The sequence below is a fragment of the Nocardia amamiensis NBRC 102102 genome (genome assembly GCF_001612745.1).
GTDB lineage: Bacteria > Actinomycetota > Actinomycetes > Mycobacteriales > Mycobacteriaceae > Nocardia > Nocardia amamiensis.
Window position 1 is genome coordinate 25,607 of record NZ_BDBA01000050.1, and the last position, 14,768, is coordinate 40,374.

13 protein-coding genes are annotated in these 14,768 nt (G+C 69.3%); 5 read left to right on the top strand and 8 right to left on the bottom strand.

Features of this window, described 5'->3' with window-relative positions; all coding sequences use genetic code 11:
* Positions 1–6: 6 nt before the first annotated feature.
* Complete coding sequence (locus NA4_RS12360; protein WP_067468897.1) at positions 7–585, bottom strand: TIGR03086 family metal-binding protein; 579 nt, start codon at positions 583–585, stop codon at positions 7–9.
* A 318-nt stretch (positions 586–903) separates the two neighbouring features.
* Here NA4_RS12360 and NA4_RS12365 point away from each other — a divergent pair, with 318 nt between their 5' ends.
* Positions 904–1,146: a DUF8836 family protein gene (locus tag NA4_RS12365; RefSeq protein ID WP_067468900.1), complete on the top strand. Its 243-nt coding sequence runs from the start codon at positions 904–906 to the stop codon at positions 1,144–1,146.
* A 67-nt stretch (positions 1,147–1,213) separates the two neighbouring features.
* Entirely contained in the window at positions 1,214–1,441 is a 228-nt protein-coding gene (locus NA4_RS12370; RefSeq protein ID WP_067468903.1) for an Rv3202a family protein, read from the top strand.
* Between the two features lie 16 nt (positions 1,442–1,457).
* Here the strand turns inward: NA4_RS12370 and menD are convergent, their stop codons facing one another.
* From menD to NA4_RS12385, 3 genes are all read right to left on the bottom strand, one after another.
* Complete coding sequence (menD, locus tag NA4_RS12375; protein ID WP_067468906.1) at positions 1,458–3,101, bottom strand: 2-succinyl-5-enolpyruvyl-6-hydroxy-3-cyclohexene-1-carboxylic-acid synthase; 1,644 nt, start codon at positions 3,099–3,101, stop codon at positions 1,458–1,460.
* A gap of 364 nt (positions 3,102–3,465) precedes the next feature.
* Entirely contained in the window at positions 3,466–3,912 is a 447-nt protein-coding gene (locus NA4_RS12380; RefSeq protein ID WP_067468909.1) for a DUF6918 family protein, read from the bottom strand.
* A gap of 75 nt (positions 3,913–3,987) precedes the next feature.
* A complete protein-coding gene (locus tag NA4_RS12385; RefSeq protein ID WP_067468912.1) occupies positions 3,988–4,644 on the bottom strand; it encodes a PaaI family thioesterase in 657 nt (218 codons plus the stop codon).
* Between the two features lie 289 nt (positions 4,645–4,933).
* Here NA4_RS12385 and NA4_RS12390 point away from each other — a divergent pair, with 289 nt between their 5' ends.
* The 3 genes from NA4_RS12390 (at position 4,934) to menE (ending at position 7,709) form a co-directional block, all read left to right on the top strand.
* Positions 4,934–5,827, top strand: coding sequence for a 1,4-dihydroxy-2-naphthoyl-CoA synthase (locus tag NA4_RS12390; protein ID WP_067468915.1), 894 nt, complete (start codon positions 4,934–4,936; stop codon positions 5,825–5,827).
* Between the two features lies 1 nt (position 5,828).
* Positions 5,829–6,221 (top strand): VOC family protein, encoded by a 393-nt coding sequence (locus tag NA4_RS12395; protein WP_067468918.1) that lies wholly within the window; start codon positions 5,829–5,831, stop codon positions 6,219–6,221.
* 336 nt (positions 6,222–6,557) lie between these two features.
* Positions 6,558–7,709: an o-succinylbenzoate--CoA ligase gene (gene menE, locus NA4_RS12400; RefSeq protein WP_067468921.1), complete on the top strand. Its 1,152-nt coding sequence runs from the start codon at positions 6,558–6,560 to the stop codon at positions 7,707–7,709.
* A 120-nt stretch (positions 7,710–7,829) separates the two neighbouring features.
* Here the strand turns inward: menE and NA4_RS12405 are convergent, their stop codons facing one another.
* The 4 genes from NA4_RS12405 to NA4_RS12420 all read right to left on the bottom strand — a co-directional run bounded on the left by NA4_RS12405 (position 7,830) and on the right by NA4_RS12420 (position 14,768).
* Entirely contained in the window at positions 7,830–12,038 is a 4,209-nt protein-coding gene (locus tag NA4_RS12405; RefSeq protein ID WP_084497021.1) for a bifunctional nitrate reductase/sulfite reductase flavoprotein subunit alpha, read from the bottom strand.
* 114 nt (positions 12,039–12,152) lie between these two features.
* Entirely contained in the window at positions 12,153–12,857 is a 705-nt protein-coding gene (locus NA4_RS12410) for a demethylmenaquinone methyltransferase (RefSeq protein WP_067468929.1), read from the bottom strand.
* Between the two features lie 110 nt (positions 12,858–12,967).
* Positions 12,968–14,110, bottom strand: a complete 1,143-nt coding sequence (locus NA4_RS12415) for a glycosyltransferase family 4 protein (RefSeq protein WP_084497016.1) — start codon at positions 14,108–14,110, stop codon at positions 12,968–12,970.
* Positions 14,111–14,312: 202 nt separating this feature from the next.
* Positions 14,313–14,768, bottom strand: a complete 456-nt coding sequence (locus NA4_RS12420; RefSeq protein ID WP_084497022.1) for a DUF3592 domain-containing protein — start codon at positions 14,766–14,768, stop codon at positions 14,313–14,315.

Below are 14,768 nucleotides of genomic sequence, written 5' to 3' on the forward strand. Positions count from 1 at the left end.
CGCCGGCTATGGGGTCCAAGCCGGGTCGCGCCCGGTGAGACCCAGAACCCGATGCAGGACAGGCGCTTCGGCCGGTATCGGCACCACCGGGCCGAAGAGTCCCGGTGTGCCTTCGGGCGGCGTGTCCGCCAGGAATTCGACGAGCACCCCGAGGTCGGCGGGGTCGAAGCGCGGTTCCTGGCCGGTCGCTTTGGCGAGATCCCAGCAGTGGATGACGAGTTCGTCCAGCGCGACCATGGCCATGACCGGGGCGGGCAGCGTGACGCCGCCCGCTTCGGTGACGTCGTCCCATGCGGCTGGTTCACGCCATGCGGAGACGAGTGCCTTCGCCTGCGCGGGAATTCTGCCGCGCCAATCCGGAACAAGCGGTCGTTCCTGGTTCGTGTCCGGGTCGACGGAACGACCCACTGCCTCCTTGGTGGCAGCCTGCCGGAATGCCTCGGTCAGCTCGACAACGTGTACCAGGAGGTCACGCACAGTCATGTCGGCACAAGGCGTCGGTAACGTGAGCTGGTCGTCTGTGATGGCGGCGACCACCGTCTCGAGCGCGGTAGCGGCCGGTTCGAAATCGAATTCCGGATTCATAGAATCTCCTGAGCGAGGGAATGTCTCCATCTAGTGAGACCGGGAAGCCGGACGGAATTCATCGGTGCCGGCGTGCGGTGGGCCGCTCACCGTCAAATCCGCCCGGTCACGGTCCCCGAGCCGGATTCCTTTCCGGCCGCGATGTCCCAGCTCATGAGCCGCATCGCCCGCATGCTCGGACTCGGTCTGCGCCGGGCGGCGGCGTAGCCGCGCGTGGCAGGACGGGCCGCCCCGACCCGCTCCGCCAGACCGCTCGCGCAGCACTGCCGTTATCCAGCCGTAGCGGCGAAAAGCCCTGGAAAAGCGGATAATTGGAGGATGAAGGGTGATCGGGTGGAGATCGTCGTCGATGTCGGCGACGGGTCTCGCAATTACGAGATCGCGGCTACGCGGGCCGGGCGGCGCGTCGAGGTGCGGATCGCGCGCGGCGTGGTGGAAGTCAGTGAGGTGACGCGGTCCGGGACGGCGGTGCGCACCGCGCGGTTCATGGCCGGGCGCACACTCGCGCTGGTGGAGCATCCCGCGAACACCGCGGCCCCGCGTGCGGACGAGGCGGGATAACGCACATGATTGCGGCGTGCCACAGCGGGTATGCCGATCGCGAGGCCCACGCGGAGAGGAGCGCACGATGACAGATCCCCTTGCGGACGCGGTTCCCGAGGCCGATCTCGCGGAGCAGTCCATTCCGGCGTATCCGGAGGAGCCGGTCCTACCCGACGACGTATCGGAGCGGGAAGAAAGCACCGAGCGGGCGGTCATCGAGCGCGACATGTGGGAGGCCAATCCGGCGGACGTGGTCGAACAGTCCATCGCGGTCCCGCTGGATGACGAGGTCGACGACGAATTCGGTTACTGACCGGCCCGGCGACCGGTCAGGGTTGGATCTTCGCTCGCACCGTCGCGTGTAGTTCACGCAGGCTCGACCGTTCGGTGGCGACCTCCAGCACTCGCATGCCGTGCGCGTGCCCGGTCAGCTCGACGGCCAGCCGCTGTGGATCGACCTGCCGGTGCGGGATGCGGTAGGCGGCGCACAGCGCGGCCAGATCCATGCCGTGCGGTGTGCCGAAGACCCGTTCGAAGACGCCCGCGTACTGCGGATCGCCCTGCTCGAGCAACTCGAAGATGCCGCCGCCGTCGTCGTTGGCGACCACAATGGTCAGATCGGCCGGCCGCGGTTCGCCGGGCCCGATGAGCAGGCCGGACGCGTCGTGCAGGAACGTGAGGTCGCCGATCAGCGCGATGGTGCGGCCCGGGTGGTGCAATGCGGCGCCGACCGCCGTGGACACCGTGCCGTCGATACCGGCAACGCCGCGATTCGACAGCACCTTGATCCCAGGGCGGGGGTGGGACACCAGCGCCGCGTCGCGCACCGGGTTCGACGCACCGAGCAGGAGCTGGTCGCCGTCGCGCAGCGCGTCCATCACGACCGCGGCGACATGCAGTCCGGTCGGCTTCGGGTGCCGCGCGAGTTCGGCGCGCACCACCTGGTCGGCTTTCGCGTTCAGTTCGTGGCAGTGATTCAGCCATTCGGCGCTCGGTTCACCCGTCGTGACCGCGCGCGTTCCGGTGCCGACCACGTTGCCGGACACGTCGGGCCAGCGCGGGCCGGTGGTGAGCGCGTACACGCGGACGTCCGGGTCGGCGAGCACCTTCGACACCTGGCGGTGCAGGGTCGGACGGCCGGTGATGATCGCTTGCCGTGGCCGCAACAGCGGCAGCGCGAGCGGGTGCAGCGGGGGGCCGTGCATGGGGGCGGTCGGCTCGGCGACGGTGGGCAGCGCCGCCAGTTCCGGCCGGAGCCCGGCGCCGTGTCCGGAGATCACCACGGTGTCTGGGGACAGATCGAGATCGAGCGGTACATCGAGCGTCGCGTACTGGGTCTCGGTCCAGGCGCACTCGCCCACCCGGCCGGGGGGAACCGACTCGTTCGGCACCGGGTCGGGGACGAGCGGTTCACGCAGCGGGACGTCGAAGTGCACCGGGCCCGCGTTGCCGGAGCGGGTGCCGCGTGCCGCGGCGAGCACCCGGCACACCGCCGAGCGCCACTGGCTGTTCTGCTGACCGTAGGGGAGATGGTCGGCGTCGCCCGCCTCCTCCTCGGCCAGGCCGAGCGAGATGGTGGCCCGCACCTGGCTGCCGAACAGGCCGAACTGCTCGATGGTCTGGTTGGCGCCGGAGCCGAGCAGCTCGTAGGGCCGGTTGGCGCTGAGCACCACCAGCGGGACCCTGGCGTAGTTGGCCTCCAGCACGGCGGGCCCGAGGTTGGCCACCGCGGTGCCCGAGGTCATCACGACCGGGACCGGGAGCCTGCTCGCGACGGCGAGTCCGACGGCCAGGAAGCCCGCCGTTCGTTCGTCGATCCGCATGTGCAGCCGCAACCGCCCGGCCGCGTCGGCGGCCTGCAGGGCGAAGGCCAGCGGAGCGTTCCGGGAGCCGGGGCACAGGACGACATCCCGCACACCCCCGCGCACGAGTTCGTCGACGACGACCTGCGCTTGTGCTGTAGACGGGTTCACGCCTCCAGACTGGCAGACAGTTCCGCCTGTTCGACGTCCGGGAGGGGCATGTCTCAGTGTCTTCTGGGCCACGTCCACCGCGTGGCCGGATTCGTGCTGCCCTGCGCCGGGACCGGATGGTCGTTGTCGGGCCCCACATCCACGGCACTGGATTCGAGATGGACTTGCGTGCGGCTCGGGCGGTGCTGGTGGGCGCATATTCGCCCTACCTGCGCGTCCGCCCATCGGCGCCCAGCAAACCACACCGCAGTAGCGGTTCGACGCCCTGGTCGATCTCGTCGCTTGGTGCGCATCGACCAGGTCCCGCGTGCGTCGCACATCGAGGGGCCGGGAAGCCGGGGTGCCCCGATGTGCGACCTCGCAATCAGTTGGCGTGCTTCTGGATCAGGTCGCCGACCCGCGGCAGCGCCTCGATGACGTTCTTCTTCGCCGACGAGCGCATCGAGGAGTAGACCTTCTTCAGGGCGGGCCGGGTGGAGGCATCGGCGCGCGCGTCGGTGACAGCGAGCAACGCCTCGGCGACCTCGTCGGACTTGGCGACGAGCAGATCGGCGAACTTGCCGGAGCCGGACGCGGCGTACTCCTGCCAGAACGGCTCCAGCTGCGCGACGAGCTTGGGCGCCAACGACTCCAGCGCATCGGGCACGATGGTCGGGCTGATCTTCTTGACCGCCGCGTAGCCACCCTTCACAGCCAGGCCGGACGCACCACCCTTGTCCGAGACCTCGGCGTCGAGAACCTCGACGGCATCGGCAAGGAAAGCCGGGCGCTTGGCGTCGTCGAGCAGGGATTCAGACAGTGCTGCAACCACTTTGGGGTTCCTCCGGGATCGATATCGATGAACGAGCGAGGGCAACTATACGCACCCGCGCCAGCGTTCACCCGGCTACGGCTGCCAGGGCAGCAACTCCACCATCAATCCTTCGCAGTCCGCGAGCAGATCGCCCTGCTCATCGCGCAATTCGGCCGTGATGAAAGTTTTTCGCCCCTCGATCCGGTCCACCCGCCCGCGAACGGTCAGCGGCGCCTCCAGCGGGGTGATCTTGCGGTAGTTCACGTGGAGGAACGCGGTGCGGCTGATCGGCCGTCCGGCGTAGTGCACGATCATGCCGAGCAGGTCGTCGAACAGCAGTGGAAGCACGCCGCCGTGCGCGGCCCCGTTCCCGCCGAGGTGGAAGCGGCGGAACCTGCCGGTCATCTCGATGCCGTCCGGCCCCGCCTCGACCACCCGCCACGGCAGCAGCAAAAGGCTGCCGCGCCCGGGCAGTTCGACGGCCCGGCCCGCGGGGCCCTGCAACTCCGGAGCGCGGTACGGCTCGAGCAGATCGATCAGCTCACGGGCTTTGGCCTGCGCCGCCCCGAAGGCGTCGTCGGGCGCGTCCACGGAGACCGCGAGATCCTGCAGCGTCCGCATGGCCTCGACAAACGCGCCGAAGTTCGGCCCGACCCGCGCCGCGGTGACCTTCGGGAATCCGCCGTGCTTCTCGTACCGGGACTCGTCCACCGCGCTCCGGTCGATAACAGGTTTCACTCGATCGCTCATACCTGCACGGTAACGCGTCGTTTTACACCGTCAAGTCGAGGCTCAACGGACACGCGCTGCCGAAGGCGCGGTCAGACACCCACCTCGCCAACCAGCCACACTGGCCCAGCTTTTCTTTCGAGCGCAGCGAGACCGCGCATTGCCCGTTCGCGGCCCGGCTCGCGTCCGAGTGGCCGCCGCGTCCGCGGCGAAGTCGCCAGCGGCGGTCGCTCGGACGCGAGCCATAAGGGGGCCGCGAACACGCAGTGCCGCAGGCACTGCAAAATCAGATACAGCAATAATCACGAGGGTGACGTTCAATCCGACGCTGTGGCGCCCCGTTCCGGGATTCGAGAACCTGACCGACATCACCTACCACCGGCATATCGAGCAGGGCACCGTGCGGGTCGCGTTCGACCGGCCGGAGGTGCGCAATGCGTTCCGGCCGCATACGGTCGACGAACTGTATCGGGCGCTCGACCACGCCAGGATGACTTCGGACGTCGGCGCGGTGCTGATCACCGGGAATGGTCCGAGCCCCAAGGACGGCGGCTGGGCCTTCTGTTCCGGCGGCGACCAGCGCATCCGCGGACGCAGCGGCTACCAGTACGCCAGTGGCGACACCGCGGACACGGTCGATCAGGCCCGCGCGGGCCGGCTGCACATTCTCGAAGTGCAGCGGCTGATCCGTTTCATGCCGAAGGTGGTGATCGCGCTGGTGAACGGCTGGGCCGCGGGCGGCGGCCATAGCCTGCACGTGGTCTGCGACCTCACCCTGGCCAGTCGCGAGCACGCCCGCTTCAAGCAGACCGACGCCGACGTGGGCAGCTTCGACGGCGGTTACGGCAGCGCGTACCTGGCCAAGATGGTCGGCCAGAAGTTCGCCCGCGAGATCTTCTTCCTCGGCCGCCCCTACACCGCCGAGGAGATGCATCAGATGGGCGCGGTCAACAAGGTCGTCGACCACGCCGAGCTGGAAGACGTGGCGCTGGAGTGGACCGCCGACATCAATGGCAAGTCCCCGCAGGCGCAGCGCATGCTGAAGTATGCGTTCAATTTGCTCGACGACGGTCTGGTCGGCCAGCAACTGTTTGCGGGTGAGGCGACCAGGATGGCGTACATGACCGACGAAGCCGTCGAAGGTCGCGACGCGTTCCTGGAGAAGCGCAAGCCGGACTGGACTCCCTATCCCTGGTATTTCTGACATGGACATCCTCAGCAGCCGGATCATCCTGCGTCCCGCCGACTACGCGGCCACGCTCGCCTTCTACCGGGACGGGCTGGGGCTGGCCATCGCGCGGGAGTATCCCGGCGGCACGGTTTTCTTCGCCGGACAGTCGCTGATCGAGGTGGCGGCGCACGGTGGATCGGGCCGCTCGTCGTCGTTCGAGGGCGCCATCTGGCTCCAGGTCCGCGATCTGTCCGACGCCGCCGCGGAGCTGTCGCTCAAAGGCATCGTCATCGACCGTGCCCCGGTCGAGGAGCCGTGGGGGCTGGTCGAGATGTGGGTACGCGACCCCGACGGCGTGCCGATCGTGTTCGTCGAGGTACCGCCGTCGCATCCGATCAGACGGGATTCTCGCTGGTCACCGGCGTGACATCGGTACTGATCGGTACTTCGGCGGGCCGCCTCGAGTTGCCAACGTGACAACCGGCGAGGACGATAACGCTCAGACGGCCACCCGACCGCCGACGTCCGGGGTGCCGTGTCCGCGTCCCGTCCGACGAGTGAATCGCAGTCCCGATGCCAGTCGTACTCGAGCCCCGATCCGTCCGGGTGGCCGCACTGTTGCGGCGCCACCCCAGCAAACCGACCCGTTCCGCGTGCGGCGACGCGGGCATGACACGATCCCTACTGTGAGGGAGCGCAGCGAGCGAGCCATGGGCACAGCGGCTCTGGGCACGACCGAGCCGGGCGAACGGCGAGATCGGTCATGAGTAAGACACTGCGAACCTTGCCGATGCCAACCGGATCGGGTCTCGGCGACGTCATGCCGCACCTGCGGCAGGCGCTGGAAGGCAATGGCGCCGCGTGGCTGCCGATTCCGACCAGTGACCGGCGCGAGTCGAGACGGCTGAGCGACGCGCTGTCGCCGGGCGAACCGATCGACGACGAGGTCGCCCTGGTCGTGACCACCTCCGGCACCACAGGTGTGCCGAAAGGCGCGATGCTCAGCGCGGCAGCCCTGCGCGCCAGCGGCACCGCGACGCACGATCGGCTCGGCGGGCCCGGCAACTGGTTGCTGGCCCTGCCCACCCATCACATCGCTGGCATCCAAGTGCTGCTGCGTAGCATCCTGGCCGGCACCGAACCCACGGTGCTGGACGTGTCGGGCGGATTCCTGCCCGAAGCGCTTGCGGGCGCCATCTCGGGCATGCGCGGCGAGCGCCGGTACACGGCCCTGGTCCCGACCCAGCTGATCAAGGCGCTCGACTCCCCGCTCGCCGCCGCGGCGCTGGCCGAGCTCGACGGCGTGCTCGTCGGCGGCGCGGCCACACCGCTTCCGGTGTACGAGCGCGCCCGAGCCGCCGGCATCGCCGTGGTCCGCACCTATGGCATGAGCGAAACGTGCGGAGGTTGCGTATACGACGGCGTGCCGCTGGACGGCACGAAGTTGCGCATCGACAACGGCCGGGTGGTGATCGGCGGCGCCGTGATCGCCTCCGGGTATCGCAATCAGCCCGACCATCCCGCCTTCGCGGAACCGGGCTGGTTCCGCACCGACGACGCGGGCACGTTCGAGAACGGTTTGCTGACCATCACCGGGCGGCTGGACGAGGCGATCACGACCGGCGGCCTGCTGGTGATCCCACAGGTGGTCGAGGCGGTGCTGAGCACCCATCCGGCGATCAGCGAGGTGGTGGTGCTCGGGCTGCCGGACGAACGACTCGGAGAACGCGTCGCCGCCGCGATCGTGCCCACCGCCGGTGCAGCACCCAGTCTCGACGAACTACGCGAACACGTGATCGCGGAACTGGACACCATCGCCGCCCCCCGAGAGCTGGCCGTGCTCGACGAGATCCCGCTCCGCGGCCCTGGCAAGCCCGACCGCGCGAAACTCCGCGAATACCTGCTGGCCGACTAGCCGGCGGAGATCGCTGACCGGCACAACGAGAACGGCCCAGTTCCCGGACGTTTCAGCGAACTGGGCCGTTGTGGTCGAAACGAACTTTCCAGCGGCTGGGGCCACGGTGCGGGCGTCAGCTCAGTAAACGTCGCGGACGTAGCGCTTTTCGGCGACCAGCTGCTTCTTGAACGCAAGCGCGCCGTCCTCGTCGAGTTTGCCGTGGATGCGGGCGATCCGCAGCAGTGCGTCGTCGACGTCCTTCGCCATGCGGCTGGCGTCGCCGCAGACATAGAAGTGGGCGCCCTCGCGCAGCCAGGACCACAGCTCGGCGCCGTGCTCGATCATCCGGTGCTGCACATAGATCCGCTCGCGCTGGTCGCGGGAGAAGGCCAGGTCGAGCCGCGTCAGGAAGCCGGAGCGGAACATGTCCTCCAGTTCGGCGCGGTAGTAGAAGTTGTGTGCCGCGTGCTGATCGCCGAAGAACAACCAGTTGCGTCCGGTGCAGCCGAGGGCTCTGCGCTCCTGCAGGAACCCGCGGAACGGCGCGATGCCGGTGCCCGGCCCGACCATGATCATCGGCGTCGCCGGGTCGGCGGGCGGACGGAAGTGCGGAGCCCGCTGCAGGAAGATCGGCACCGCCGCGTCGGCGAGCTCGGCACCCGCCCGGTCGGCCAGGAAGGTCGAGCACACCCCGCCCCGGCGCGCGGCAGAACCGATGGCCGCTGGGTCGCCGTAGCGGACGATGCCGACGGTCAGCTCCACCTCATCCGGGCTGACCGCCGGGCTCGACGAGATCGAATACTGCCGTGGCTGCAGCTTCTTCAGCGTGGCGAGCCACTCCACCAGGTCCGCTCGCACCGGAAAATCGCGCAGCACGTCGACTGCCTGCCGGTCCCACAGGTAGTTGGCCAGCTCGTTGCGATTGTCCCGGCGCAGCAGCTTGGCGAGCCTGCTGCTGTGATTGCGCTCGGCGAGGAAGCCGAGCAGGTCGTGGCTGACCTTGGTGATGTCGTAGTGCGTGCGCAGCGCCTCGGCCAGCGGTAGTTCGCGGTCGTCGACTTCGACCACCCGGCGGCCGTCCAGACCGGTGGCGGTCAGCCATTCGGTGACCAGCGAGGTGCCGTTCACCGGCCAGACGCCCAGTGAATCGCCCACCTCGTATCCGGCTTCGAGACCGCGCAGATCGAACCCGAACCGGCGCACCTCTTTCGGCGAATCGCCCGCCGACAGCAACTCATTGCGCACCAGCGGGGCGCGCAGCGGCGTGCTGCGGGTGAACGGCACGGGAGCGGTACGGGTCCGGCCGAGCGCGGGCGCGACGGTCGGACGCTCCATCGTGGCTACCGAACCGCTGTGCTGTGCCGTGCGCACGGGGCCGATCCCGCCGCGTGCCGGCGGATCGACGGGGGAGCCGGGCTCGTCGGACGGGCCTGCCGGATCGTCGCCGAACGCGGCGAGCACGTCATCGAGCCAGCGTTCGCCTGCGTCCTGATAATCGGGTTCGCTGTCGACGCGCGGAAGCAGCCGCGTCGCGCCCAGCTGGGCCAGCTTCTGGTCCAGTTTGCGGCCGTAGCCGCAGAAGTCGTCGTAGGACGAGTCGCCGAGCGCGAACACCGCGTATCGCACACCGGTCAGCCGCACCACGCTCTCGGCCAGCCGATCCCAGAAATCGGCTCCGTTGTCCGGCGGCCCGCCGTCGCCGAACGTGCTGCTGATCAGCAACACGTCGCCGCTGATCGCGCCGAGGTCGCAGGAATCGAGGTCCAGCAGCCGGGGCGCGAAACCGCCCTCGGCCAAGCGCGCGGCGGCTTTGGCGGCGAATTCCTCCGCGGTGCCGGTCTGCGAAGCCCACAGCACTGTGATCACACGCGCGGTGGCACCCGCGCTCGGAGCGGTCACCGGGACCGCCGTGTCACGCGAGTACATACCGGCGAGCAGGCCATCGACCCACAACCTGGTGTGCGCGGACATCGGCGCCGACTCCGGAAGCATCGGCTGCCCGGTCACCGGAAGCGCCTGCAGCGCGGCCAGATAGCCGCTGAGGTAGATCCGCTCGGTTTCACTGAGCGTGGGTGCGGTGCCGCTGTCCAGGCCGAGCACGGCCGTCAGCGGGTGTGCCGACTCCACTGTGGGCAGTGCGACGGGCGTCTTCGGCTGCGGCACGGCGGCGATCCGGCGCAGCGCTACCGCGCACGCCTTGAACTCCGGTTGCAGCGACGCCGGGTCGACCGCGTCGTTGGTGACCGCGTTGATGGTCAGGTATTCGCCCTGCTCGTCGTTCCAATGGAACGGCACGAAGCAATCGCCGCGGCGAACCCGGTCGCTGATCTGCACCGGCAGCACGGCCCGACCTCGGCGCGAGGCGATCTCGAGCTGGTCGCCTTTGCGCAGGTCGAGTCGCTCGGCATCGGCCGGGTGCACCTCGACGAACGGCGCCCCGTTCAGCTTGGTCAGCTTGTCGATCTTGCCGGTCTTGGTCATCGTGTGCCACTGGTGCTGCAGGCGGCCGGTGTTGAGCAGGAACGGGTAGTCGTCGTCCGGCATCTCCTGCGGCAGCATGTGCGGCCGCGGCCAGAACACCGCCCGGCGGCTCGGTGTGGCGAAGGCGAGCCGGGGCTGATGGCCGTTCTCGTCGACGAACAGGGTCTGGCTGACCCCGTCGTTGCGGTACCGGATCGGGTTGCGCCTGCGCTCGGGCTGCGCGCACGGCCACTGCATGGGCCCGTCGCGCAGCGCCTCGTAGCTCACGCCGCGTAGGTCGTAGCCGGTCGCGGGATTCGCGAACCGCTTGATCTCTTCGAAGACCTCGGCGCTGGAGGCGAAGTCGAAGCCGGGGAACCCCATCGCGTTGGCCACATCGGCGATCAGCCGCCAGTCCGGCCGTGCGTCGCCGGTGGGCGGGACCGACTGCTGCAACAGGGTGAGGTTGCGTTCGGAATTCACCATCACCGCATCGGTTTCCGCCCACAGCGTGGCGGGCAGCAGCAGATCGGCGTAGGCGTTGGTCGCGGTTTCGGTGTAGGCGTCCTGCGCGATCACCAGTTCGGCCGCCTCCAGGCCCGCGATCACCGTCTTCCGGTTGGACACGGTGGCAACGGGATTGGTGCAGATTATCCACGCCGCCTTGATCGTGCCCTCGGCCAGCCCGCGGAACATCTCGACCGTGCCAGGCCCGGCCTCGGTGCGCAGCGCGCCCGGTTCGAGGCCCCACTCGGTTTCCACGAACGTGCGGTCCTCGGCGGAGAGCAGGCTGCGCTGACCGGGCAGGCCGGGCCCCATGTAGCCCATCTCGCGCCCGCCCATCGCGTTCGGCTGGCCGGTGAGCGAGAACGGCCCACTGCCGGGACGGCAGATGGCCCCGGTGGCCAAGTGCAGGTTGCACAGGGCGTTGGTGTTCCACGTGCCGTGCGTGGACTGGTTGAGTCCCATCGTCCACAGCGACATCCATTCACCCGCCGCGCCGATCCACTGCGCGGCGGTGCGGATGTCGGCTTCGGCGAGTCCGGTGATCTCGGCGACCCGCGCGGGCGGGTAGTCGGCGAGGAACTCCGGCATCGCGTCCCAGCCCTCGGTGTGCTCGGCGATGAACTCCGCGTCGATGTCGCCGTTTTCGACGAGCAGGTGCAGCAGCCCGTTCAGCAGCGCGAGATCCGTGCCGGGTGCGATCTGGAGGAACAGGTCGGCGCGCGCGGCGGTCTCGGTGCGGCGCGGATCGACCACAATGAGCTTCGCACCCGCCTTGAGCCGGTCGGCCATGCGGAGGTGGAGGATCGGGTGGCAGTCCGCCATGTTCGCGCCGATCACGAAGAACAGATCGGCGTGCTCGAAGTCGTCGTAGGAGCCGGGTGGCCCGTCCGCGCCGAGCGACTGTTTGTATCCCGTCCCCGCGCTGGCCATGCACAGGCGCGAGTTGGCCTCGATGTGCATGGTGCGCAGATAGCCCTTGGCGAGCTTGGTCGCGAGGTATTGCGCTTCCAGCGACATCTGCCCGGAGACATACAGGGCGATCGCGTCCGGACCGTGCTCGTCCAGGATTGCCCGCAGCCGGGTGGCGGCCTCGTGCACGGCCTCGTCGACCGGGAACGGCACCGGGACCTGGCCACGCTCCGACCGCCGGTATGCGGTCTCCATCCGGCCGGGGGTGCGCATCAGTTCCGCGTGCGTCGCACCTTTGGTGCACAGCCGCCCCGCGTTCGCCGGGTGCAGCTTGTCGCCGCTGACCTTGGCGATCACCGGCTTGCCCCCGGCGCCGGAGCTGGTCTGCACCGTCATCCCGCAGCCGACGCCGCAGTACGAGCACGCCGTGCGGGCGATGCCGTCGCTGCGGCCGGTGACTGCGTCAGACATGCCTTCGATCATGCGGACCGCCGATTGCGCCGGATTTACCCCGCGTTATCGGCAGGTGACATTCCACCTCACCGCGCCCAAATCCGGCGGTGAGGTGTGATCCGGGTCTCCGAATCAGCCGAGTTTGTACGCGCGATGCAGGGCGACGACGCCGCCGGTGAGGTTTCGCCACTTCACCGACGACCACCCGTTGGCCGCGATCCGCATCGCCAGCCTGCGCTGGTTCGGCCAGTCCGGGATGGATTCGGCCAGGTAGACGTAGGCGTCGGGATTGCTGCTCACCACGCGCGCCACCTTGGGCAGCGCCTTCATCAGGTACTCCAGGTACAGCGTGCGGAACACCGGGACGACGGGTGTGGAGAACTCGCACACCACCAGCCTGCCGCCCGGTTTGGCGACCCGCAGCATCTCCCGCAGCGCCAGGTCGGTGTCCGCGACGTTGCGCAGCCCGAACGAGATGGTCACCGCGTCGAAGGAGTTGTCGGCGAACGGCAGCGCCATCGCGTCGGCCGCCACCATCGGCACGTCGCGGAACCGGCCCGCGGCGAGCATGCCCTTGGAGAAGTCGGCCGCCAGGCACCACGCGCCGGACTTCCGCAGCTCCAAGGTGGACACGCCGGTCCCGGCCGCCAGATCGAGCAACCGCTCACCCGGTCGCAGCGCGAGCGCTTTGCGGGTCGCCCAGCGCCAGTAGCGATCCTGACCCGCGGAGATCACCGTGTTGGTCAGGTCGTATCGCCGGGCGACGCCGTCGAACATCGCCGCGACTTCCCGCGGCTGCTTGTCCAGCGAGGCCCGGTTCGATTGCGTTTTCGCCACGCCAAGACACTAACTCCCAGCCCGGGACGAATCGAGCACGGCACGACGATACGTCGGTCACCTCCGATCGCGGTCTCGAGCCATATGCGGCAAGCGGATCCGCGTCCCCGTCAAGCCGTATGCGGCAAGCGCATCCGGCTCCCGGTCACCTCGGCGTAGTGGCCCATCAGTTGATCGCAAATGGCGGGCCAGGTGCGCGACAGCACCGATTTTCTGGCCGCGCCCGCGAATCGGGTCCGCAGCGCTGGATCGTGCAGTGCCCCCACTGCGCTGGGCAGCAGTTCGCTGAACCGGTCCACCGGAAGGAGGTAGCCGTTGCGGCAGTGCGCGATCAGATCGCGCGGACCGCCTGCGTCGGGACCGATCACCGGGACGCCCGACGCCAGCGCCTCCTGCACCCCTTGGCAGAACGTCTCGTGCTCGCCCGCGTGCACCATCACGTCCAGGCTGGCATACGCGCGGGCCAGCTCGTCGCCGCCGAGCTCACCGGTGAACACCGCGGTCGGCATCATCCGGGCCAGCCGCTGGCGCTCCGGCCCGTCGCCGACAACCACAAGCTGGATATCCGGGTCAGCGGCGAGCACCGCGAGCCGCTCGACATGCTTCTCCGGCGCGAGCCGCCCCACGAAACCGACCAGCAGCCGCTCCCGTCCGGCCAGCCAGGCGTCGCGCAGCTCGGCGGATCGGGCGCTCGGTGTGAAACGTGCGATGTCGACACCGCGGCCCCACCGGTGCACGCGCGGGATACCGTGCCCGGCCAGGTCCTCTGCCGCTGCCCGAGACGGGGCGAGGGTGCGGGTGGCGCCCTCGTGGATGCGCCGGGTCCATGCCCAGGCCGCCCGGCTCGCCAGCCCGAGACCGTAGCTCTTCGCGAAGCCCGCGACGTCGGTCTGGTACACCGCCACGGTCGGCAGGTCCAAGCGCAGCGCCGCGCCCAGGCCGCCCGCGCCGAGCAGGAACGGCGAGGCCAGGTGGACCACGTCGGCGTCGAAGTCGTCGATGGCCGAGACGATGCCCGGTTGCGGTAGCCCAACGGGGAGCGAACTGACCCTCGGGACCATGACCGCAGGTACCCGGTGGACCGGGAACCGCTCATAGCTGGGCGGTGCGGCGGGTAGCCCGCGCGGGGTGTCCGGCGCGATGATCAGCGCGTCGTGTCCGTGCCGGTCCAGGTGATCCAGCACCCGCAGCACGGAGTTGACCACGCCGTTCATATTCGGCAGAAACGACTCCGCGACGATCGCTACTCGCACGCTCCCAGCCTGACCGCCGCATCGCGCCGCGCCGTCACGCTGAAGTGAAGCGCACGGAAAGTTCCGGCGAACTATCGGGGCCGCAAGTCTCTGGCAACGGCCTTCGGCCAGGACGCGTACAGCCACAGCAACGCTCGACCCGCCGGGCCGATCAACTCGCCGGAACCCTCGACCCCGGCTATGCGAGCCGCACCAGGACAGCTCAGCCGACCGGCGTCGGCCTTCGCTTGCTCACCCGCGTGAGCAGCCACAACGCCGGAAGCGCCAGCAGCCAGACCACCACGATGACCGATAAGGCCGGCGGAATCGCGACACGCACGTCGCGGCCCTCCACGCGTACCAGATCAGGGTCGCTGCGGCTGTACTCCACGCGGATGCGCTCGCCCGCGGTGAGGTTGGTCGGATACAGCACGCCGACCTTCGGATTGTGCGTCTCACCGTCCGGTGTGACGTACATGACGGCGGAGCGCAGCCGCCCCGCCGAGAGCACCTCGGCCGTGGTGCTGCCTTTGTCGGAGCTGATCAGGTAGTCGTTGCGCCACGCGGCCAGCACCAGCAGCGCGACCAGCACGCTGACGGCGGTCGCGGCGATCAGCACGCCGATCCTGGCCCGTCGCAGGCGGATCGGCCGCCCGGTGGACTGGCTGGTTTCCGACAC

Bases quoted from the DNA above. Each gene is read 5' to 3' on its own strand.
- NA4_RS12405 (WP_084497021.1), bottom strand. From the start codon at position 12,038: ATGTCTGACGCAGTCACCGGCCGCAGCGACGGCATCGCCCGCACGGCG.
- NA4_RS12365 (WP_067468900.1), top strand. From the start codon at position 904: ATGAAGGGTGATCGGGTGGAGATCGTCGTCGATGTCGGCGACGGGTCT.
- menE (WP_067468921.1), top strand. From the start codon at position 6,558: ATGAGTAAGACACTGCGAACCTTGCCGATGCCAACCGGATCGGGTCTC.
- NA4_RS12360 (WP_067468897.1), bottom strand. From the start codon at position 585: ATGAATCCGGAATTCGATTTCGAACCGGCCGCTACCGCGCTCGAGACG.
- NA4_RS12385 (WP_067468912.1), bottom strand. From the start codon at position 4,644: ATGAGCGATCGAGTGAAACCTGTTATCGACCGGAGCGCGGTGGACGAG.
- NA4_RS12370 (WP_067468903.1), top strand. From the start codon at position 1,214: ATGACAGATCCCCTTGCGGACGCGGTTCCCGAGGCCGATCTCGCGGAG.
- NA4_RS12395 (WP_067468918.1), top strand. From the start codon at position 5,829: ATGGACATCCTCAGCAGCCGGATCATCCTGCGTCCCGCCGACTACGCG.